Annotated in this window: 14 protein-coding genes; 9 read left to right on the top strand and 5 right to left on the bottom strand. The window is 73.3% G+C overall.

The genetic code is table 11. From position 1 onward, the window contains the following. Positions 1–33: 33 nt before the first annotated feature. Complete coding sequence (locus AC3IX6_RS03045) at positions 34–2,034, top strand: prolyl oligopeptidase family serine peptidase (RefSeq protein WP_489368632.1); 2,001 nt, start codon at positions 34–36, stop codon at positions 2,032–2,034. 104 nt (positions 2,035–2,138) lie between these two features. On the opposite strand, the gene AC3IX6_RS03040 is transcribed toward AC3IX6_RS03045, so the two are convergent. Further along, positions 2,139–5,165 (bottom strand): type I polyketide synthase, encoded by a 3,027-nt coding sequence (locus AC3IX6_RS03040; protein WP_489368631.1) that lies wholly within the window; start codon positions 5,163–5,165, stop codon positions 2,139–2,141. A gap of 249 nt (positions 5,166–5,414) precedes the next feature. Between AC3IX6_RS03040 and AC3IX6_RS03035 the strand changes: the two genes are divergently transcribed. The 4 genes from AC3IX6_RS03035 to AC3IX6_RS03020 all read left to right on the top strand — a co-directional run bounded on the left by AC3IX6_RS03035 (position 5,415) and on the right by AC3IX6_RS03020 (position 11,372). Next, a complete protein-coding gene (locus tag AC3IX6_RS03035) occupies positions 5,415–8,636 on the top strand; it encodes an amino acid adenylation domain-containing protein (RefSeq protein ID WP_489368630.1) in 3,222 nt (1,073 codons plus the stop codon). Beyond that, positions 8,633–9,850 (top strand): cytochrome P450, encoded by a 1,218-nt coding sequence (locus AC3IX6_RS03030; protein WP_489368629.1) that lies wholly within the window; start codon positions 8,633–8,635, stop codon positions 9,848–9,850. Before AC3IX6_RS03035 ends, AC3IX6_RS03030 begins: the two co-directional genes overlap by 4 nt. Positions 9,851–9,921: 71 nt before the next feature. Beyond that, the gene (locus tag AC3IX6_RS03025) at positions 9,922–10,341 is read left to right on the top strand and encodes a RidA family protein (RefSeq protein ID WP_489371720.1); all 420 of its coding nucleotides are present in this window, start codon (positions 9,922–9,924) and stop codon (positions 10,339–10,341) included. 8 nt (positions 10,342–10,349) lie between these two features. Continuing rightward, the gene (locus AC3IX6_RS03020; protein ID WP_489368628.1) at positions 10,350–11,372 is read left to right on the top strand and encodes an alpha/beta hydrolase; all 1,023 of its coding nucleotides are present in this window, start codon (positions 10,350–10,352) and stop codon (positions 11,370–11,372) included. Between the two features lie 108 nt (positions 11,373–11,480). Here the strand turns inward: AC3IX6_RS03020 and AC3IX6_RS03015 are convergent, their stop codons facing one another. Continuing rightward, complete coding sequence (locus AC3IX6_RS03015) at positions 11,481–12,701, bottom strand: helix-turn-helix domain-containing protein (protein ID WP_489368627.1); 1,221 nt, start codon at positions 12,699–12,701, stop codon at positions 11,481–11,483. A gap of 311 nt (positions 12,702–13,012) precedes the next feature. Here AC3IX6_RS03015 and AC3IX6_RS03010 point away from each other — a divergent pair, with 311 nt between their 5' ends. After that, a complete protein-coding gene (locus AC3IX6_RS03010; RefSeq protein WP_489368626.1) occupies positions 13,013–13,195 on the top strand; it encodes a hypothetical protein in 183 nt (60 codons plus the stop codon). 122 nt (positions 13,196–13,317) lie between these two features. Here the strand turns inward: AC3IX6_RS03010 and AC3IX6_RS03005 are convergent, their stop codons facing one another. After that, positions 13,318–14,571: an ATP-grasp domain-containing protein gene (locus AC3IX6_RS03005; protein ID WP_489368625.1), complete on the bottom strand. Its 1,254-nt coding sequence runs from the start codon at positions 14,569–14,571 to the stop codon at positions 13,318–13,320. Between the two features lie 364 nt (positions 14,572–14,935). On the opposite strand from AC3IX6_RS03005, the gene AC3IX6_RS03000 reads away from it, so the two are divergent. From AC3IX6_RS03000 to AC3IX6_RS02990, 3 genes are all read left to right on the top strand, one after another. Next, positions 14,936–16,162 carry a helix-turn-helix domain-containing protein gene (locus AC3IX6_RS03000; RefSeq protein ID WP_489368624.1) on the top strand — a complete coding sequence of 409 codons (1,227 nt, stop codon included), beginning with the start codon at positions 14,936–14,938 and terminating at the stop codon, positions 16,160–16,162. A 77-nt stretch (positions 16,163–16,239) separates the two neighbouring features. Beyond that, positions 16,240–17,148, top strand: coding sequence for a GNAT family N-acetyltransferase (locus AC3IX6_RS02995; RefSeq protein WP_489368623.1), 909 nt, complete (start codon positions 16,240–16,242; stop codon positions 17,146–17,148). Positions 17,149–17,349: 201 nt separating this feature from the next. Further along, entirely contained in the window at positions 17,350–18,270 is a 921-nt protein-coding gene (locus AC3IX6_RS02990) for a TauD/TfdA dioxygenase family protein (protein ID WP_489368622.1), read from the top strand. A gap of 52 nt (positions 18,271–18,322) precedes the next feature. On the opposite strand, the gene AC3IX6_RS02985 is transcribed toward AC3IX6_RS02990, so the two are convergent. Continuing rightward, a complete protein-coding gene (locus AC3IX6_RS02985; RefSeq protein ID WP_489368621.1) occupies positions 18,323–19,267 on the bottom strand; it encodes a GNAT family N-acetyltransferase in 945 nt (314 codons plus the stop codon). A gap of 6 nt (positions 19,268–19,273) precedes the next feature. Beyond that, positions 19,274–20,515, bottom strand: coding sequence for an MFS transporter (locus tag AC3IX6_RS02980; protein ID WP_489368620.1), 1,242 nt, complete (start codon positions 20,513–20,515; stop codon positions 19,274–19,276). Between the last annotated feature and the right edge of the window lie 20 nt (positions 20,516–20,535).

Here is a 20,535-nt window from a genome sequence, read left to right as displayed (position 1 = left end):
CGGCGCTCCGGGCCCGCGCCGACGCCCGGACAGATGAAACGAACCGCCCCGTACGGAAGTTGGAACTCCCCGGTCACCGCCGCCGTAGCCGCGGCGGGCGAGGCGCGCACCGAATGGGCCGCCCTCGTGGGCCCGGAGGTGTGGTGGACCGAGCTGCGCCCCGGAGACTCCGGCCGCAGCGTCCTCGTGCGCCGTACCCCCGAAGGCGCCGTCGAAGAGGTGCTCGGCCCCGACTGGGACGTGCGCACCCGGGTCATCGAGTACGGCGGCCGGCCCTGGCTCCCGCTCGGGGACGGCCCGGAGGCGGGCTGCGTCTTCACCCACTGGGCCGACCAGCGGGTGTACCGGATGCGGCCCGGCAGCGCTCCGGAGCCGATCAGTCCGGTGCCCGCGGTGCCCCAGGGGGCCCGCTACTGCGACTTCACCCGGGTCGGCGACGAGGTCTGGTGCCTGCGCGAGGAGGAGATCGGCGACCACCCGGCCGATGTGCGCAGGGAGTTGGTCGCCCTTCCGCTGGACGGAGCGGGCGCACGGGACCCCGAGGCCGTACGGGTGCTCGCCGCGAGCCACCACTTCATGACCGGGCCCAAGGTGTCACCGGACGGTACGCAGGTGTGCTGGCTCGGCTGGGACCATCCGGACATGCCGTGGGACGGGACGCGCGTGATGTGCGCCCCGGCGGGCCCGGACGGGACGCTCGGCCCGGCCGAGGCCGTGGCCGGCGGACCGGGCCTCTCGGTGAGCCAGGCCGAATGGGACCCGGACCGGCCCGGCGTGCTGTACCTGCTGAGCGACCGGGACGGCTGGTGGAACCTCTACGAACTCGCCCCGGGCGGCGCGAGCCGCGCCCTGTGTCCGCGCGAGGAGGAGTTCGGCGACGCCCTGTGGCGCATCGGGGCCCAGTGGTTCTTCCCCATCGGCGGCGGACGGATCCTCGTCGCCCACGGCACGGGCGGCCGCCGGCTCGCGGTGCTGGAACCGGACGGCACGCTGCGGGACCTCGACGGCGCGGATCAGTACACCGAGTGGGCGGTGCTGGCCGCCGACGGCCGCCGACTCGTGGCGAGCGCCGCGGGTCCGCGCCGCCCGCGCACCCTGCTCCTGATCGATCCGGACGCCGACGAGCCGGTGGCCGGCGCCGAGGTGCTGCGCGCTCCCGACACGGCGTACGCGGACCACCTGCCACCGGGCTACCACGCCGTCTTCCACGGGGAGGACGGCGAGGAGGTGCACGCCTTCGTGTACCCGCCGTACCATCCGGGCCACTCGGCCCCGGAAGGCGAGCTTCCGCCGTTCCTGGTGCAGGCGCACGGTGGGCCGACCACCCGCAGCCAGCTGGTGGCCGACCTGTCCGTCGCCTACTTCACCAGCCGCGGGATCGGCGTGGTCGACGTGCAGTACGGCGGCTCCACCGGCTTCGGCCGACGCTACCGCGACCGGCTGCGCGGCCAGTGGGGCGTGATCGACGTGCGCGACTGCGCGACCGCCGCCCGCGGGCTGGTGGCCCAGGGCCTGGCCGATCCCCACCGCCTCGGCATCCGGGGCGGCAGCGCCGGCGGCTGGACGGCGGCGGCTTCGCTCGCCACCGAACCCGATCTGTACGGCGCCGCCGGCATCTACTACCCGCTCCTCGATCCCGAGAGCTGGAGCGACGGCGGCACGCACGACTTCGAGTCCCGCTACCTGGAGAGCCTGGTCGGGCCCTGGCCGCAGGCCGCGGCGCGCTACGCCCAGGTGTCCCCGCTGCGCGGGGCCCACCTCATCCGGGCGCCGTTCGTGCTCCTCCAGGGGCTCGACGACCCCATCTGCCTGCCGTCCCTGGCCGAAGCCTTCCTGGAGCGCATCGAGGACAGCGGGGTTCCGCACGCCTACCTGACCTTCCCGGGTGAGCAGCACGGTTTCCGCCGGGCGGACACGGTCATCGCCTGTCTGCACGCCGAACTCTCCGTCTACGCACAGGTCTTTGGCTTCGATGCGCCGGGTGTGCCCCGGACCGAGCTCACGGCCGCCCCCGGCGCGGAGCGGGCGGCCTAGGCCCCCGCATCGAACCGGCCGCACCGAACCGGCCCGCACCGAACGGCAGCCGCCCCCGGACAGATGTCCGGGGGCGGCTGCCGTTCCGCGCCGTGGCGGGCGGCTCAGCCGGCCGCGGCAGCAGGCTCCGGTACGGATTCCAGCAGGCCGCGCACGAGCTCGATCTGCCCGCCCAGCGTCCTGCCGAGCAGCAGGCCGCGGATCGGCACCTTGACGCCCAGCTCGGCGTGCAGCTTGCGGGCGAGCCGGGTGACGAGCAGCGAGTCGCCGCCGAGCAGGAAGAAGTCCGCCTCGCCGGTGAGTTCCTCATGGCCGAGCAGCTCGTGCCAGAGCCGGGGCAGGAGCACGGCCGGGTCGGCGGGCGGGACCGCGTCCCAACCGGGGACCGGTCCGGCCGCCGCACCGGCCCCGGCTTGCCCGGAAGCGGGGGCGGGAGCGGGAGCTGCGGCGGGAGGAGCGGCCGGAGCGGCAGTCCGGCCTCCGGCGTCCGCGGGACGGGCCGGCAGCGCGGCCGCCTCCGGAGCGATGCGGCGCGGCCCGGCACACGGATAGCCGGGCAGCCGGACCGGCTGGCCCGCGGCGCACAGGGCGCCGAGCGCCACCGGCTGGCCCAGGGTCCACAGCGTGCCCAGCGCCGTCAGCACCTCCCGGGCGGTGCCCGGCGTGCCGCCACCGGCGGTGAGGGGCACCGCGGTGAGGTCCGCGGCGTCCGCCATCGCGGCCAGCGCCCGGCCCGGCCCGACCTCCAGGACGAGCGCCCCGGGCAGGTGGGTGGCGAGCGCGTCGAGGGCCTGGGCGAACCGCACGGTGTCGCGGGCCCGCTCGGCGAAGCCGTACGGGTCGACGTCCTCGCCCGGGAGTACGAGCCGGCCGCTCGTGGTGGCCCACGGCAGCGCGGGCGCCCGTACGGCGATCCGCGACAGCTCCGCGCCGAGCGGCGCCACGGCCGGTTCGATCAGCGCGGAGTGGAAGGCGTGGCTCGTACGCAGCCGCCGTGCCTGGACCCGGCCCGCCAGCCAGGACTCGAAGGCCGCGACGGCCTCGTGGGCGCCCGCGACCACGCTGGCCGCCGGCGAGTTGAAGGCGGCCGGTTCCACGGCCAGGCCGGACGCGTCGATCAGCGCGCGGGTCTCGCTCTCGCCGCAGCCCAGGGCGAGCATGGCGCCGGGCGCGCAGTCCTGCATCAACCGGCCGCGCAGGGCCACCAGACGGGCCGCGTCGGCCGGTTCGAGCACGCCTGCCACGCAGGCCGCGGTGATCTCGCCCAGGCTGTGCCCGACCACCGCGGCGGGTACCACGCCGAGCCCGCGCAGGGCCGTAGCGGCGGCGAACTCGACGGCGAAGAGGGCGGGTTGGGCAAGACGGGTCCGGGCCAGCTCGGCTTCGGGGAAGTCCGGGTCGTACAGGGCGCTCTCCAGGACGCGTGCGAGCTCCGACTCGAAGGAGGCGAGGCAGTCCGCGAGGGCCGCCGGGAAGCCGGGCAGGGCCTCGGCGAACGGCCTTGCCATTCCGGGCCGTTGGCTTCCCTGTCCGGGGAACGCCAGGACGAGCGGCGCGGGCCCGTTCACGGGACGGCTGCCGCGCACCACACCGGTACCACGGGCGAGGCGTTCGGCGACCTCCGCAGGGGTGCGTCCCGTCACCGCGAGCCGCTCGCCGAGTGCGGCCCGACCGGTGGCGAGGGTGCGGGCCACGTCGGCCGTGCGCGGCGCGTGCGCCGCCAGATGGCGGCCGAGCCGTTCGGCGGAGCGGTCCAGCGCCGCACCGTCCGCCGCGGACAGCACGACCAGGTGCTCCGCGGACGGTGTGCCCTCCTCCTCCGGCCGGGTGGCGGGAGCGGGCGGGGCCTCGACGAGAACGTGCGCGTTGGTGCCGCCGACACCGAAGGAGCTGACCCCGGCCCGGCGGGGCTCGGGGCCCGCCCACGGGGTGGCCCGGGTCGGGACGTGGAGGGGCGAACCGTCGTTCTCCAGCAGCGGGTTGAGCCGGGTGAAGCCGGCCAGGGGCGGCACGATGCCGTCCCGGACCACCAGCAGGGCCTTGATCAGGCCGGCGAGCCCCGCCGCGTTGTCGAGGTGGCCGGTGTTCGCCTTGAGGGCCCCCACCGCGATCTGGCCGGGACGCGCGCCGGCCTCGCGGAAGGCGGCGGAGGCCGCGGACCACTCGATGGGGTCGCCGATGGCGGTGCCCGTGCCGTGCGTCTCCAGGTACCCGATGCTCGCACCGTCCACGTCGGCCGCGTCCAGCGCGGCCCGGATCGCGGCCTGCTGGCCGCCGGCGGACGGGGCGTAGTAACCGGCCTTCGCCGCACCGTCGTTGTTGACCCCGGTGCCGAGGATCACCCCGTAGGGCTCGGGGCCCTCCGCGAGGGCGTCGTCGAGGCGGCGCAGTACGACACAGCCCACGCCGGACCCGGCCACGACCCCGTCCGCGCTCTCGTCGAAGGGCCGGCAGTGGCCCGAGGCCGAGTGGATGCCGCCGGACACGCGCAGGTGGCCGGCCTGGGGGTAGGCCATGCCCGAAGCGACCACCAGCGCCTGGTCGCACTCGCCGTTCAGCAGGGCCTGGACGGCCAGGTGGAGGGCGACCAGGGAGGAGGAGCAGGCCGTCTGCACGGCGAGCGCGGGCCCGGTCAGGTTGAGCTTGTAGGCGATGAGGCTCGCCAGGAAGTCCGGAGCGGCGCCGTGCAGGGCGTCCTCGATCGTCAGGTCGTCCAGCAGACCGCCCGCGATCATGCGGTGAAGATAGCCGCTGGCACTCGCGGACGCGTACACGCCCGTCCTCGTACGGGAGCCCAGCGGATCCACGGCCGCGTCCTCGAGCGCGGTCCACGCGCACTCCAGCATCAGCCGCAGCTGGGGGTCCATCATCTCCGCCTCGCGCGGACTGATCCGGAACAGGGCGTTCTCGAACCGGTCGGCATCGTCGAGATGGCCGTGCACGGGCACGAAGTCCGGGTCGTCCACCAGATGCTCGGGCACACCGGCGGTGACGAGTCGCCGCCTGTCGTACCGCGTGGTCAGTACCCGGCCCGCCTTGAGGGCCTCCCACCATCCGGCCAGGTCCGACGAGCCGGGGAACCGGCCGGAGACGCCGGTCACGGCGATGTCGAGGGAACGGTCGCGCGCCATGTCCTCACCTTTGCTCGATCAAGGAGCGCTCTCCCGGGCGGGAGGGCGGCGGCCGGTCGGCGCCTTGGAGAGACGATCGGAAACCGGCCTGCCCCATGAGGTTGCCAGAACTGGCAATTTGATGGCAACGTCATTGACAATATGGCAGAGGTGGAGGGCGTCACGCCGTGGTCGGTCAGACCGTGGCCATCGCCCCGTAGTTGTCGGAGCTGACGGCAACCCACGGCAACCCGAGGGGAGAGATCGAGCATGCGACCAGATCCGCAGTGGACCGAGGGTCCCCCGAACTCCGCGCCCGGCGGCGGACTGCACGAGGCGTTCGCCCGCCGGGCCCGCGCCCGTCCCGGTGCCACCGCCCTCGTCGAGGGCGAGCGCGTGACCACCTACGCGGAACTGGACGCCGCCTCGGACGCCTGGGCCGCACGGCTGGCCGGCGCCGGTGTCGGCCGCGGCGACATCGTCCCGGTCCTGCTGCCCCGGAGCACCGAACTGGTCACCGCGCTCCTCGCGGTGCTCAAGACGGGCGCCGCGTACTGCCTGCTGCCACCGGACTGGCCCGGCCGGCGCCTCGCGGACGTGCTCGGGCAGCTCGACCCGCCCCTGCTGATCGCCCCCGCCGGCCAGGCACCCGCCGAGTCCACCACCGCCGTATGGTCCCCGCCCACCGGCCCCCTGGAGCCCGCCCCCGGCTTCCTCCCCGCCCCGGTCGATGCGGCGGACCCCTGCTGCGTCTTCTTCACCTCGGGAACGACCGGCCGCCCCAAGGGAGTCCTCACCCCGCACCGGGCGACCGCCCGCCTCTTCCAGCCGAACGGCTTCGCCCGGTTCGCCGCCGACACCGTGATGCCCCTGGCCGCCGCGACCCCGTGGGACGCCTTCTCCCTCGAACTCTGGTCGGTCCTGCTCAACGGCGGTACGTCCCTGATCGTGACGGACCCCTACCTGTCGGCGGCGGGGCTCGCCGACGCCGTCTCCCGGCACGGCGCGGACACCGTCTGGCTCACCAGCAGCCTGTTCAACATGATCGTGGACGAGGCCCCGGACAGCTTCCGCGGACTGCGGCAGGTGGCCATCGGCGGCGAGCGCCTCTCGCCCGGCCATGTCCGCCGCTTCCTGCGCCGCCATCCCGCCGTCCTGCTCCTCAACGGCTACGGGCCGGTGGAGAGCACCGTCTTCGCCACCACCCACCGCATCACCGAAGCCGACTGCGACGCGCCCGGCGGCATCCCCCTCGGCCGGCCGGTCCCCGGTACCCAGGTGTGGGTGCTCGACGGCAGCCGCCCGTGCGAGGCGGGGGAGACCGGCGAGATCTGCCTCGCCGGCGACGGCCTCGCCCTGGAGTACCTGCGCGATCCCGAGCTCACCGCCGCCCGCTTCGAGCACGTGAGCCTCGACGGCCGGGACGTGCGCGTGTACCGCACCGGCGACCTCGGCCACTGGGACGGGTCCGGCCTGCTCCGCTACGCCGGCCGGGCCGACCGGCAGCTGAAGATCCGCGGCCATCGCGTCGAACCCGCCGAAGTCGAGCGCCAGGTGGAGCAGCTGCTCCCCGGCGTACGCCACTGCCGGGTCCTCGCCCGCGGGGACTGCGCCGACGGCAGTCTCGAACTCGTCGCGTTCTGCGTGCCCGTGCGCCCCGGCGACCCGCTGGACGGCGCCCGGAGCGTGCTGGACCGGTCCCTCGTCTCCTACCAGCGTCCCGCCGCGGTCGTGGCCGTGGACGCGCTGCCGGTGACCGCCCGCGGCAAGCTGGACGAACGGGCGCTCCTGGCCCTGGTACCGCGGCGGCCCGATCCCCACACCCCCCGGCGGCCGGGCGAGGACGGCGTACGCCCCGATGCCGTTCGGGACCCGGCGGTACGCGCCGTAGCCGAGGCCTTCGCCGCCGTGCTGGGCCGCGACACGATCGGCCTCGACGTGCCGTTCGTCCACCTCGGCGGCACCTCGCTCGGCGCCGGACGGCTGTGTGCCCGGCTCGCCACCCGGCTCGGCCGGCCCGTGCCGCTCGCGTGGCTGTACGAGCACCCCACCGTCACCGGCCTCGCCGCACGACTCGCCGCCGAGGCCCCGCTGTCCGCGCCGCCCGCGCCGCCGGCCGGGGACACCGCCCCGGCGGAGGTGCCGCCGACCCCCCTGCAACTGGTCCAGCTGACCCGCCAACTGCTCGACCCCGAGGACCGCACCGGCCACTGCCTGCTCACCTGGGTGGTCGAGGGAGACCTCGACCTCGCCGCCCTGGAGTCCGCCGTGGCCGCCGTACACCGGAGGCACGAGGCCCTGCGCTCCGCGTACGTGCTCGACCCCCGCCCGGCGGTACGCCCCACGGACATCCCCGCCCAGCCCCTCGACGTCCTGGACCCGGCGGACGGCGTGGACGAGGCGCTGGACGCCGTGCACACCCACCTCGCCGAGGAGCTCTTCCCGGACCTCGCGGAGGTGTGGCGCACCGCCGTCGTCCCGGTCCGCGGCACGGCCGGGCGGACGACGGTCTTCGGCTGCGTCGTGCACCACGTCGCCTTCGACGGCTGGTCGGAACGGATCCTCGCCGACGACCTCGCCACCGCCTACCGGGCCCGGCAGCGCCCCTTCCACCGCTGGTCGCAGCGGGTGCTGGCCAGCGACCTGGGCACCGGTCACCAGCCCGGCCTCACCACCGCGGCGGCAGCGCTCGGGCCCCGGCCGTCGCTCGCCACGATCCACCGCCTGCGGCTCGCCCGGCAGCGGCAGGCCCGCCCCGAGGAGCAGCTCGCCCGGCTCCGCGAGGAGCTCGCGGGCCTGCCACCCCTGCACTGGCCCACGGCGCCCACGGCGTCCGCCGGGCCCGCCCCGGGCGAGCGGGCGGCGCCGGGCCGGATCGAAGCGGAGCTGCCCGCCGCGGTCCTCGCCCGCATCGACGCCGCCGCCGCGGAGGCCGGCGTCACCCGGTTCGTCGTCCTGTTCCACCAGTGGGCCGCGAGCCTCGCCGAGGTGACCGGAGAGCGGGACTTCGCCGTGGGCGTCCCCCTCGCCCAGCGGGCCGGAGCCGAACTGGAGCACGCCATCGGCTGCCACATCACCATGCTCTGCCTGCGGATGCGCGGCGCCGCACTGGACGACACCGCGGCCGCCCTCGCGCACACCGGCCGGATCGTGGCGCGGGCCTTCACCACCCAGGACGTGCCGTTCCCGGACGCGGTGTCCCTCGTCGACCCGCCCGGCGACGGCCGCCCGCCCCTCTACCAGACCCTCTTCGCCTGCCAGGACAACGCGGAGCCCCTGCTCGACCTCCCGGGCACCCGCACCACGTTCGTACGCCGGCCCTACCTCGATCTGCCCCTCGAACTGCACGCCGAACTGTGGCCCACACAGGACCACGGGCTGCGCCTGGACGTCGCCTTCCGCCCGGACGCCGTAGCCGGGAGCACCGCCCGCGACCTCACCAAGCTCTTCACGGAACGCGTGCACACCATCGCCGCAGGAGCCCCCTCATGACCACCGCCGCCACCGCCGCCACCACCGCTCTGCCGCCCGCCCCGCTCACCGACCCCGAACTGCTCACCGACCCCGCCCTGCACGCCACCGGCGACCCGCACGGCGTGTGGGCGTGGATGCGCACCCACGCCCCCGTCCACCGGCAGCCCGCCACCGACCTGCCCGCCTTCTGGTCCCTGACCCGGCACGAGGACATCCGTACGGTCTACCGGGACGCCGCCACCTTCAGCTCGCGGTACGGAGTCCTGCTGCGCAAGGCCGCACTCGGCGACGACCCGGGCGGCGGCCTGACCCTCGCCCTGACGGACGCACCCCGGCACAAGCAGCTGCGCTCCCTGATGGCGGACTGGTTCAACACCCGTGCCGTACGGGGTCTCGAAGGCCACATCCGCGCGGCCACCCGCACCGTGCTCGGACGGGCCCTGGAGCAGGGGACGTGCGATGTCGTCCACGACATCGCCGGCCGGCTGTCCCTCTCGGTCATCTGCCACATCCTCGGCGTGCCCGAACGGGACCACGAGGCCCTGTACCGGTGGACCAACGAGGCCTTCGAGGCCCACACCTCGCTGGTCGCCCACCCCCGGATCGTGGAGTACTTCGAGGAACTGCTGCTCCAGCGCATGGAACGGCCCACCGACGACCTGATCAGCGCCCTGGTCAACGGCACCGTGGACGGCGAGCTCCTGACCGAGGAGGAAGTCGTACTCAACTGCGAGAACCTGATCGGCGCCACCGAGAACGGACGCCTCGCGCTCATCGGCGGCGTCCAGGCCTTCCTGGAGCACCCGGACCAGTGGCAGCGCCTCTCCGGCGACCGCGGACTGATGCCCGGGGCGATCGAGGAGGTCCTGCGCTGGACCTCCAGCGCCACGCACAGCATGCGCGTCGCCACCCGGCCGTACGAGATCCGCGGCCGGCGACTGGACGCGGGGGACCGCGTGGTGCTGTGGCTGCCCTCCGCCAACCGCGACGAGGAGGTCTTCGCCGACCCGTACCGGTTCGACATCACCCGCGGTCCCAACCGGCACATCGCCCTCGCCGCGGGCGAACACTTCTGCATCGGCTCGACCCTCGCCCGGGCCGAGATGCGCGTGCTGTTCACCGAACTGCTCGACGGCGTGCGCCGCATCGAACAGGCCGGCCCGGTACGACGCCTGCACTCCATCCACGTCAACGGCGCCGAGAGCCTCCCCGTGCGCCTCACCGCCGCATGACGCTCCCCGCCCCGCCCACCCCCACCACCCACCGCAACCGCTACCGCTACCGCACAGAGGAGTCGCCCACCATGGCGGACACCATCACGACCACAGGACTCAGCCATGTCTCCGACCCGCCCGGGGTCGCCCCCAGCTCCGGCTACACCCACGTGGTGACGGGAACCGGACGCCTGGCCGCGATCGCCGGCCAGATGCCCTTCGACGCCTCCGGCCGGTTCGTCGGGGCGGGCGACCCCACCGCGCAGGCGCGGCAGGTCTTCCGGAACATGGAGGGCTGCCTCGCCGCCGTCGGCGCCACCTTCGCCGACGTCATGAAACTCACCTACTACGTCACCGACATCGCGCACGTGCCGCTGATCCTCGCCGCCCGCGACGAGTTCATCGACACCAGCCGGCCGCCGGCCAGCACGGTCGTCCAGGTGGTCGCCCTGTACCGCCCGGACCTGCTGATGGAGATCGACGCGTTCGCCCTGCTGAGCGCCGAGTGAGGAGCCCCGTGACCACGCACCCCGTGTACGCCGACTCCGCGCAGCTCCGGCAGCAGGGCAGGCAGGCCCCACCGCCGCCCTTCGACTCCGAACTGGCCGGCCCGCTGGACGAGATCCTCGCCGGCCTGCCGATGCCGCTGACCCCGGAGCTCGTCCCCGACCGGCGCCGCCGCTCCCTGGCCGGCCGTCTGACCGACGAGCAGATCCGGCGCGACGGGACCTTCGACATCGAGGAGCGGAGCGTGCCCGGCCCGCCCGGCGCCCCGCCGGTCACCCTGGTCATCTGCCGCCCCACGGCGGCCACCGGCCCGGTCCCCGTCATCTACCACACGCACGGCGGCGGCATGGTGGCCGGCAGCCACCGCAGCACCGAGCTGGCCGGGGAACTCGACCGCGCCCAGGAACTGAACCTTGCGGTGGTGTCCGTCGCCTACCGCCTGGCCCCGGAGCACCCCGACCCCGCCCCCGTGGAGGACTGCTACGCCGGGCTGTCCTGGCTCGCCGGGCACGCCGACGCGGAGGGCTTCGACCCGCGGCGGATCGTACTCAGCGGCAACAGCGCCGGCGGCGCGCTCGCCGCGGGCCTCGCCCTGCTGACCAGGGACCGGTCGGGGCCGCGGCCGGCGGGCCAGCTGCTGCAGTTCCCCATGCTCGACGACCGCTGCGACACGTTCTCCGCGGGGCAGATGGAACAGGTCGGCCTGTGGGACGGACTGTCCAACCAGGCCGGCTGGCAGGCCCTGCTGGGCGACCGGCGCGCCACCCCGGACGTCTCCTGCTACGCCGCTCCGGCGCGGGCCGCCGACGTGGCGGGCCTGGCGCCCGCCTTCATCGAGGTCGGCTCGGTGGAGGCCCTGCGCGACGACGCCCTCGCGTACGCCACCCGCATCTGGGAGGCGGGCGGGGAGGCCGAACTCCACGTGTGGTCGGGGGCGTTCCACAGCTTCGACGAGTGGGTGCCGGACGCGGTCGTCTCCCGGGCGGCCCACCGGGCGCGGGTGGCCTGGCTGCGGCGGATCCTGGACCGCTGAGCACCGCCACCACCGACAAAGCCCTACGGCTCCCCGCGCGGTCCTGATCCGCGGGAAGCCGTAGGGCTTCGGTGCTTCGGGGCCGGGCCGGGGCGGGCCGGGCCGGTCTCAGCCCGTCCGCTCCGGCTTCTCCAGGGCCTCGGCCAGGATCCGCCAGATCTCCGCGGCGAGGTCCAGGTTCGCGTCCCGGTGGGCCTCCTCGCCGAGCTTCTTGAGCTGGGCCAGGCCCTGCTCCCGGTGCCCCTCCTCGACGAGCAGGAGGCTCTCCAGCGTCCGCAGCCGGACCCGGTCGCGGTAGCTCAGGGCGAGGCGGTCGGTTTCCAGCCGGTCCAGGGCGGCCCGGGCATCCGCCAGACGCCCGTCCTCGAAGGCGAGGCGGGCCTGCAGCGTGAGCAGTTCCTGCTGCTGCAGGGGCGTGCCGACGAGGGAGAGGGCCTTGTCCGCCTCCGCGAGGCAGCGGCGCGCCTCCTCGGTCAGCGCCGGCCGGGCGTGGACGTACAGGGAGGCCGCGGCCAGCCGCAGCCGGGCCCACAGGACGGGATCGACACGGCTGTCCAGCGAGTCCATGGCCTGCCGGAGGAAGTCGCGGGCCTCGTCGTCGTCGCCCTGGCGGGACCGGACGGTGGCCGCGGACCAGAGGGCCTCGGCCCGTAGCGCGTCCGAACGGTCCGCCACCATGGCGACCAGCTCGTCCACGTGGGCACGGGCGTCGGGCAGCCGGCCGGCCTCGGCCTCGACCGAGACCAGTGTCAGCAGTGCCTTGCCGGTGTCGGAGACGGCCAGGCCCGACTCCTTCGCCACCTGGTGGGCGGAGACGGCGAGTTCGAGTGCTTCCGGGACCTGGCCGGCGGAGCGCAGGCAGCGGGCCAGCTCGGTCCGCGACCGGCACTGCAGGGCGGGCAGTTCGAGCCCGTCCGCGATCCTGGTGGCCTCCTCCAGGGCGGCCCGCTCCTCCGCGCGTTCCCCCCGGCGGTGCCGGAACCGGGAGATCAGCCACAGGGCCTGCCAGCGCAGCAGCGGGTCCTCGTTGCGGGAGGCGGCCAGTTCGGCGGCGAGGGCTTCGGCGCCGTCGTCGCCGTCCGTGGAGGCCGCGACGCTGACCGCCTCGCTGAGGGAGCCGCTGCTGTGCGGGGCGAAGAACGCCGAGCGGTCGACTCCCAGCCGCTGTGCGAGGTAGCCGATGACGCGCTCGGTGGGCTGCCGGGCACCGGACTCCAGCCGTGACAGGTAGCCGGTGGAGATCTCCTCGCCGGCCAGCGCCGCCTGGGAGAGCCCGTGCTTCTGCCTCAACGCCTTGAGGCGGACGCCGAAGGACGTCTCGAGTGGCATGTCGCCCCCACATTCAGTGCTCAGGTGCTCAAGTGCTCAGTGGCCCCGTGTAGGCACACGGTTTGACTTATGTGCCTACATCCTAACCCATTGTGACCAAGCGCGATATGCGACCGGGGTCACTGACTCGCCAGGACTTGTCACTATTGCCAAATTGATTGGCAACTTCGGGAAACATCCTTGTCAAAGGTTAGTCAGAGGTCCTAGATTGGCGTGCATCAGCCGGGCACCGAGTGCCTGTTTCAGCTGGTAAGTGAGTTCTGCAGCATTCCCTCCCGGATTCCCGTCTGAATCGCCTGTATGGAGTAGTCATGCGCATGCACTTCGCCGCCACCGCCCTCGCCGTATCGGCCCTGGCCCTGGGTGCCGCCCTGTTCGGCCCGAACGACATCGAATGGCCGGTCGCACCCTCCAGGACGTCCGCCGTCGCGCTCTCCCCGGCCGATGCCTCCGCGCAGGTCCTCGCCGGCACGGACGAGATCGAGTGGCCGTAGGTGCGGTGGTCCGGTTAAGGAAAGCCGACGGCCGGCACCCTCTCGCGAGGTGTGCCGACCGTCGGCTTTCTTCGTGTCCCGCCGTGAACAGTGCTGCCGTGCGAGGGCGGTTCGGCCGCGCGTCAGTCCTTCCCGGTCGCACCCGCGGCCGTCGGTACGGCGTCTGCCGCGATCTCGGCGACCTCGATCCGGAAACGCCGGCCGATGTCCGCGACCCGCTCGTGCACCTGGGCCTCGGTGGCCGCCCGCAGCAGGACGACACCCGCGTAGACGGAGGAGTCGACCGGGCCGTCCAGCCTGTCGCCGACCTTCGTCCCGACCTTCGCGTACACCGCGCCGGGGGCGGCGAGCAGCTCCTGCGCGGGGGTGACCGCGGTGACCGTGCCCACCGGCCGCGGGAGCATGTACTGGATCATGTGGTCGGTGCGCGGCAGCGTGTCGGTGTACACCGCCTCGCCCAGGGAGACGGACAGGAAGGTGTTCCACAGGTCCACGCCGTACTGGTGCTTCACCTGGTCGGCGATCCCGCCGCCGCCCGGCCGGCAGGCCACCTCGCCGACCAGGTGGCCGTGCGGGGTCTTGAAGACCTCCAGATGGGTCACCCCGTCGGTCAGTCCGAGCGCGGCGACGACCCGCTCGTGCAGCGCGGCGACGGCCAGGGTGTCCGGGTGTTCGTCGGGCAGCGTGTACGAGCCGATGACGCCGCCCACACTGCGCAGCACGGGCTCGAAGTAGCGGGAGACCGGAGCGAAGCGGACCCGGCCGTCCCGTACGACGCCGTCGCAGTGGAACTCGGCCTCGATGTCCACCAGTTCCTCGGCCATCAGCGGGTACGGCGCGGTCCGGATCCGCTCCGTGGATTCGTCGTGGGCCAGGAGCCGCAGATGGTCGGCGTCGTGCACCGGCAGCACGAACTCGGAGCCGCCGCCGCACGACCGCTTCACCACGATCGGCCAGCCGATCTCCTCCGCGGCGGCCCGCGCTCCGGCGAATCGGTCGATGAGGCGGAACCGGGCCACCGGCAGCCCCGCCGCGGAAAGCCGCTGCTTCATCACGTACTTGTTGGAGAAGGCATTGGCGACCTCGTAGCCGGACCCGGGGAGTCCGAAGTAGGAGCGGATGTATCCGCCGGCCTGGACGCTCCACTCCGACGGGGACACCACGTAGTGGAACGGGTTGCGTTCCCGTATGCGCAGTGCCGCCAGCCGTACCTGGGTCAGGTCCTCGATGGTGTCCACCACTTCGACGTCCGCGCCGTCGGCGTAGTAGCCCGCGTACTCGGGCATCGTGATGACCGAAAGGCGTATGTCGTCCCGGCTCTGGAGCATCCGGGCGGCGATCTCACGACTGGAGTTGATCAGCAGTACGTTCTTCATCGCGCGCGACCTCTCGCTGTGGTGGGGTGCGGCCCCGGTGACGGAGCGACGGATCCCGCATGTTGCCATATATTTCCAAGAGCTGGCAATATCAAGAGTCTTGCTGACCTGCGCCACCCTGCCGGTCGGCGTCGCGTGATAGACAGAACGTGTGCGGCCGATCGCTGCGGGACGTCAGCTTGCCCAACGGGGCGGGGTATTTGAGCCATTCGACCAGTGGCTCGGTAAGTGTCGATGCGCAACGGGGGAAGCCCGGCGTAGGGTTACCCAATATTGACAGTCTTGCCTACAACGGGCATAATGCCCATCCCTCCTGAGGATTGAGGCTCTCGCAGAGCGTCAACCCACGCCTTCCGAGGTGCAGATGCTGGAACAGCCTCATTTCGGGCAACGCCTCCGCGCGCTCCGTGTGGGTCGCGGACTGTCCCAGGCGGCGCTCGCCGGAGACGCGATGTCCACCGGTTACTTGTCGCGCCTGGAGTCCGGCGCCCGACCGCCGACCGCCAAGAGCGTGGACTATCTGGCCGAGCGGCTCGAAGTCCCCGTGTCCGCCTTTGCGCGCGAGAAGGGCCCCGCGCTGGGGCAAGTCCTCGCCGCCGTCACCTCGGTGGCCGACGACGGGCTGGACGAGGTCCTGGCCGACCCCCTCGCCGCGGCCCTGCGGGCCGACGACGGGCAGGATCCCGCCCTGCGCTGGCAGGCGCTGTGGCTGCTCGCCCGGATGCGGGGCAGACAGGGAAGGTGCGCGGAGGAGTACGAGCTCACCGCCGAACTGCACCGTCTCGCCGACGAGTTGGGCGTGGTGGAACTGCGCGTCCGCGCCTACACCCAGCACTCCCGCTGCGCGCGTTCCATCGGGCGGATCGCCGAGGCGTGCGAGTACGCCGCGGGCGCCGTCGATGCCGCCGCCGGCCTCACGCTGACCGACCGGGCCGGCGCCCTGCACGCACTGGTGTCCGCGGAGGCGGAGGCGGGCCGGCTCGCCGAGGCCGAGGCGCACGCCCGGGAGCTGTGCGCGCTCACCGGGCCGGTCGGAGGCTCCACCCACACCAGGGCCCTGTGGGCCGCGGCGACCGTCGGGATACGCCGGGGTGCGTACCGGGAGGCGAGCGACCTGCTGGAGCGTGCGCTGGAGGGGCTGGACAGTCATGAGGACCCGGGGCTGTGGCTGCGGCTGCGGCTCGCCGCGGCGTCGCTGCTGCTGCAGATCGTCCCGCCGCAGACGGCGAAGGCCCGGGCCACCCTGGAGCAGATAGCCCCGGCGCTGGAGCTCGTGGGAACCGAAGTGCGCCGCCAGGAGGCGCTGTTGCTGCACGCCCAGCTCGCCTGCGCCGAGGGCGATCTGGACCTGGCGCGCGAACTGTGCGATCGGGCCGAGGCGTTGGAGCTGCGGCTGTCCTTCCGCGACCGGATCCGGCTGCAGGCGCTGAGCGGCAGGCTGGACGTGCTGGCCGGCCGGACGACCCAGGGGATCCAGCGGCTGAGCGACCTCGCACGGCAGGCCGTCGAGGCACACAATGTCGAACTCGCGGCCGAGACGTGGCGCACCCTCGCGGAGGCCCTCGCGGAGTCGCGCGGGGGACAGAGCTGACCGGATTCGCCATCCGGACATGGATATTCCCGGACAGGAACCAGGAGGTCGGCCTAGCTGGCCGGTAGCGTATGACAATGGAATCAGTGCAGGTCAGGCTGGCGCGAGAGGAAGACCTCCCGTCGGCTGAGCGAGCCTCGGCGGTGCTGTTCTTCGAGGCCGACCAGAGCAGCAGGAGGGTCAGCGAACCGGAGATCCATCCCCGTTCGGAATCCGGATCCAAGCAGTGGATCGAACGGATGCGGTTCTACCTGGAGGCCGATCCCGCGGGCTGCTGGGTCGCGGTCGACGAGAACGGTGGCGGTGCGGGCGGTGACGGCGGCGAGGTCGTCGGGTTCGCCATGTCCCAGAACCGCGGTCGCGTGTGGTACCTCGCCACCTACGGCGTGCTGACCCGGTACCAGGGTCAGGGAATCGGCAGGAGGCTGATGGACGCCGCCCTGGCGCACGCCGACGGCCGGCCGGGGCTGTTCTCCTCCTCGGTGCACCCGGGGGCGACCCGCCGCTACCGCAAGGCGGGCTTCCTGCTCTACCCGCAGATGCGCATGGTCGGCACGGTCGACCGGTCCACGCTTCCCGCGATCGGCGGGCTCCGGGAGGGCCGCCCCGAGGACCTCGAATGGATGGACCGGCTGGACGGGGAGATCCGCGGGGCCGGCCACGGCCCCGACCACGCCTACATGCTCGACCGTCTCAGGCTCGTCGTGTCCGAGGACCTGCGCCGGCCGGGATACGCGTACATCGACGACGAGGAGAACCGGGCCGTGCTCCTCGCCGCGGCGGAGCCGCGGACCGCTCAGAAGCTGCTGTGGGAGGCCCTCGCCGCCTCCCGGGGCGACACGCTCGTCAACTGCATCACCACCGCCAACCACTGGGCCGTGGACGTCGGCCTGGCCGCGCGCCTGGACATCGGCCAGGAGGGCTATCTCGCGCTCCGGGGCATGGCCGAACCCGCTCCCTATCTCGCCAGCGGCCACTTCCTCTGACGCTGGGGGGTGTCCTGCGACCCGTTCCCCCGCCCAGTGTTGCCAGGCTTGGCAAGTAGTGGCAACATTGAGGGTGCTACGAGGCGCAACCGGCGACGATCCCTGTGCAGGACGTGCGGGAGGATCCGCCTCACCGGCGGGACTTCCCGGCCGTGACGCGCACGGTTCGCGCCCCCACACAGCCCAGAAAGGTCCAAACGCATGACTGACGTCATGACTGCCGACAGTGGTATCAGGGTCGGGGTGAAGCAGCTCGCGGGAAACATCGGCGCCGAGATCACCGGCGTGGACGCCGCGCGCCCGCTGAGTGACTCGGTGGCCGCGGAACTCAGGGAGGCACTCCTCACCCACAAGGTGATCTTCCTGCGCGGCCAGCAGCTCGACTATGACCAACTCGTCGTCTTCGGCCGCAGTTTCGGCGACCTCACGCTCGGCCACCCGATCTACGGAGGCCCCGAAGGGCGTCCGCTGCTGCGCGAGATGGATTCCAAGGGCGAGGGCACGCGCGCCAATCACTGGCACGCCGACTTCACCTACATGGAGAACCCGCCCGCCGTCGCCATCCTGCACAACACGGTCTGCCCGCCCGTGGGCGGCGACACCATCTGGGCCAACACGGCCGCGGCCTACCGGGAGTTGTCCGAGGGCCTGCGTACGCTCGCGGACGGCATGCGGGTCGTCCACTCCAACGACTCCGACTTCACCGACGCCACCTATACCGGCGACTCGCGGAGCAGCTACCTGAAGAACGTCTTCAGTGCCGAGCACCCGGCCGTCCGGGTCCACCCGGAGACCGGTGAACGCTCCCTGTTCGTCGGCGGGTTCGCGCGCAGCGTGACCGGACTCGGCCCGCAGGCCGGACGCGACCTGCTCCGGGTCCTGGTGGAGCACGCCACCAAGCCGGAGTTCACCGTCCGCTGGAAGTGGCAGGTCGGCGACCTCGTCCTGTGGGACAACCGGTCGACGCTGCACTACGCCGTCCACGACTACGGCGACCAGCACCGCCGCGGCGAGCGGGTCACCGTCGCCGGCACCACCACGGTCGGGGTCGACGGCAGGCCCGGTATGGTCCTGCGCGGCAACGCCGAGGAGTTCACCGCCGGCGGCGGCTCGACCATGTGACGGAGCGATGCGGCGGCAAGGGCCCGGGGCCGTTGCCGCCGCATCGTGCTGTCTACGGGGCCACGGCCCGGGCGGGCATCCCCGCGGGCAGGCCGTGTTCGACGCCCGCGAGGAAGGGGGCGGCGTAGGCCCGCAGGTCGACGGGGTCGCCGCTGACGAGCCGGGCGCGCAGCGAGCGGTCGCCCGGGGTGTCCGAGGCGTAGCCCAGGATCAGGCAGGGATCGCACAGCCGGTCCAGGTTCAGGACCAGGTCGGCCTCGTCGAGTCCGTCGGGGTCGTGGAAGTCCTGCGACGGTACGCAGCGGAACCCCATGCGCACCTTGAAGCGGAACAGGCCGGCCTTGGTCAGGTGGCCGTACAGATTGGGCTCGTCGCCCAGCGTCGCCCAGCGGTAGCCCTTCTCCCGGGCGGTGCGCATCGCGGCGAAGTAGAGGGTGCGGGCGAGGGAGTCCCGGCGCCACTCCTCGGTCACCGCCGAGAACCGGATGCGCACCGCGTCCTGGTCCGGGCATTCGAGGGCGACGCAGCCGCCGACCAGTTCGCCGTCCCGCAGGGCGAGGACGGCGAAGTACCGCTCGCGTCCGTCGAGCAGCCGCTCCCGCTGCCGGAGGGCGATCGGGATGCCGTACGTCATTTCGTCCACGCGCTGCCGGTAGAGCGTCAGGAACCGGTCCAGCGCCTGCGGCCCGACCGGGTCGTGCACCTCCAGGGTCAGGCTCCGCTCCGCCCGGGCGCGGGCCCGCCGGATGTCCTGCCGTGCCTTGGTCTCCAGCCCGGAGAGGAACTCGTCCTCACCGGCGCCGAGTTCGGCGGTCCACGACAAGAAGGCCGGCTTCCGGATGAAGCCGGCCGCGGCGAGTTCCTCGTACGCCCCGGCCGGTGGCGCGGTGGCGCGCACCACGTCGATGTGCCGGCGGGCGTCGTCCCAGGGGCGGCCCGGCAGCTCTTCGGGGGAGACGTGGGCGACGGACAGCCCGTGGTGATCGACGATGTCCATGTGCTGTCATCCGTTTCTTGTCGGGGACCGGTCGCCGTTCGCGGTGACCAGGGGAGCGTTCTGCCGGGCGGACGCCCGGCGGCTTCGCACGGGGGAGAACCACAGGAGCACGGCGAGGACCGCGGTCGCGGTGACGGGGAGGAACACGAAGACGGATCCGAAGGATCCGGACAGGCCGACCGTCAGTCCCAGCAGCAGCGAGGACACGGGCACGGCCCCGGTGACGAACATCCGGATGAGCGTGTTGACCCGGCCGCTGAACTCCGCGGGGATCTCGTGCTGCCGGTAGCTCATGGTGGTCGTGTTGACGCCTCCCTCGCCGAAGCACAGGAGGCAGAAGGAGGCCACGACCGCGAGCGGCTCGTCGACGAGCAGCCCCAGCGACCCCAGGGCGGCCACCCCCAGCCACACGCCGACGCGCAGCCGCCGGCGACCCTCGCCGGCCGGGACCTTGGGGCTCACCCAGGCCCCGAGCGCGGCGGCGACGGCGCCGCAGGAGACGGCCGCGCCCAGGGCGGCCGAGGACCAGTGCCACCGGCCGGTACCGACGGTGAGCAGGGTCGGCTCCAGGGCGCCGGCGCCGAGGTTGTAGAGCGCGACGGCCCCGGTCAGCCGTAGCAGGTCCGGGCGCGAGCGGAAGTAGGCGATGCCCTCCCGCAGCAGCGTGCCCACGGACGCGCCGGCCTTCCGGGCCTGCGGGGCGACCTTGGGCAGGAAGAACGCCGTCACGGCGGTGACGAGGAAGGTGGCCGCGTCGATCTCCAGGGCCATGCCGGGTCCCGCCGCGGCGATGGTCAGTCCGGCCAGGGCGGGACCGGCGAACCGCGCCACCAGCTGGACCGAGTTGAAGTGGCTGGTCGCCTGCTCCAGCCGCTCCGGCGGTACCAGGGCCGGAATCAGGCCGTAGTCCCCGGCCACGTCGGAGACCACTTTGGCCAGCCCCATCACGCACAGCGACGCGAACACCAGGGCGATCTGACCGATGGCCAGCAGTGGCGGGATCAGCGCGACGCAGGCGCCCTGGACGAGCTCGCCCGCGATGAACAGGCGGCGGTTGTCGTGGCGGTCGATGAAGGGGCCCAGGAACGGCGCCGCCAGGTACGGGGCCGTCTGCGCGGCCATGCTCAGGACGGCGAGCAGGGTGGACCCGGTGGCCTGGATCAGTGCCCAGGGGACCGCCAGGTACAGGAAGGTGTTTCCGGCCATGGACAGTGCCGTGGCCCCGGTCAGCAGCCAGAAGGGTCTCATGGGACAGGGATGTTGCCACA

The organism is Streptomyces sp. GL_141 (assembly GCF_057834385.1).
This window is presented reverse-complemented; position numbering and strand designations above follow the sequence as displayed.

Excerpts from the sequence above, each read along its gene's own strand:
- AC3IX6_RS03045 (WP_489368632.1), top strand. The coding sequence starts at position 34 with ATGAAACGAACCGCCCCGTACGGAAGTTGGAACTCCCCGGTCACCGCC.
- AC3IX6_RS03040 (WP_489368631.1), bottom strand. The coding sequence starts at position 5,165 with ATGGCGCGCGACCGTTCCCTCGACATCGCCGTGACCGGCGTCTCCGGC.
- AC3IX6_RS03035 (WP_489368630.1), top strand. The coding sequence starts at position 5,415 with ATGCGACCAGATCCGCAGTGGACCGAGGGTCCCCCGAACTCCGCGCCC.
- AC3IX6_RS03030 (WP_489368629.1), top strand. The coding sequence starts at position 8,633 with ATGACCACCGCCGCCACCGCCGCCACCACCGCTCTGCCGCCCGCCCCG.
- AC3IX6_RS03025 (WP_489371720.1), top strand. The coding sequence starts at position 9,922 with ATGGCGGACACCATCACGACCACAGGACTCAGCCATGTCTCCGACCCG.
- AC3IX6_RS03015 (WP_489368627.1), bottom strand. The coding sequence starts at position 12,701 with ATGCCACTCGAGACGTCCTTCGGCGTCCGCCTCAAGGCGTTGAGGCAG.
- AC3IX6_RS03010 (WP_489368626.1), top strand. The coding sequence starts at position 13,013 with ATGCGCATGCACTTCGCCGCCACCGCCCTCGCCGTATCGGCCCTGGCC.
- AC3IX6_RS03005 (WP_489368625.1), bottom strand. The coding sequence starts at position 14,571 with ATGAAGAACGTACTGCTGATCAACTCCAGTCGTGAGATCGCCGCCCGG.
- AC3IX6_RS03000 (WP_489368624.1), top strand. The coding sequence starts at position 14,936 with ATGCTGGAACAGCCTCATTTCGGGCAACGCCTCCGCGCGCTCCGTGTG.
- AC3IX6_RS02995 (WP_489368623.1), top strand. The coding sequence starts at position 16,240 with ATGGAATCAGTGCAGGTCAGGCTGGCGCGAGAGGAAGACCTCCCGTCG.
- AC3IX6_RS02990 (WP_489368622.1), top strand. The coding sequence starts at position 17,350 with ATGACTGACGTCATGACTGCCGACAGTGGTATCAGGGTCGGGGTGAAG.
- AC3IX6_RS02985 (WP_489368621.1), bottom strand. The coding sequence starts at position 19,267 with ATGGACATCGTCGATCACCACGGGCTGTCCGTCGCCCACGTCTCCCCC.
- AC3IX6_RS02980 (WP_489368620.1), bottom strand. The coding sequence starts at position 20,515 with ATGAGACCCTTCTGGCTGCTGACCGGGGCCACGGCACTGTCCATGGCC.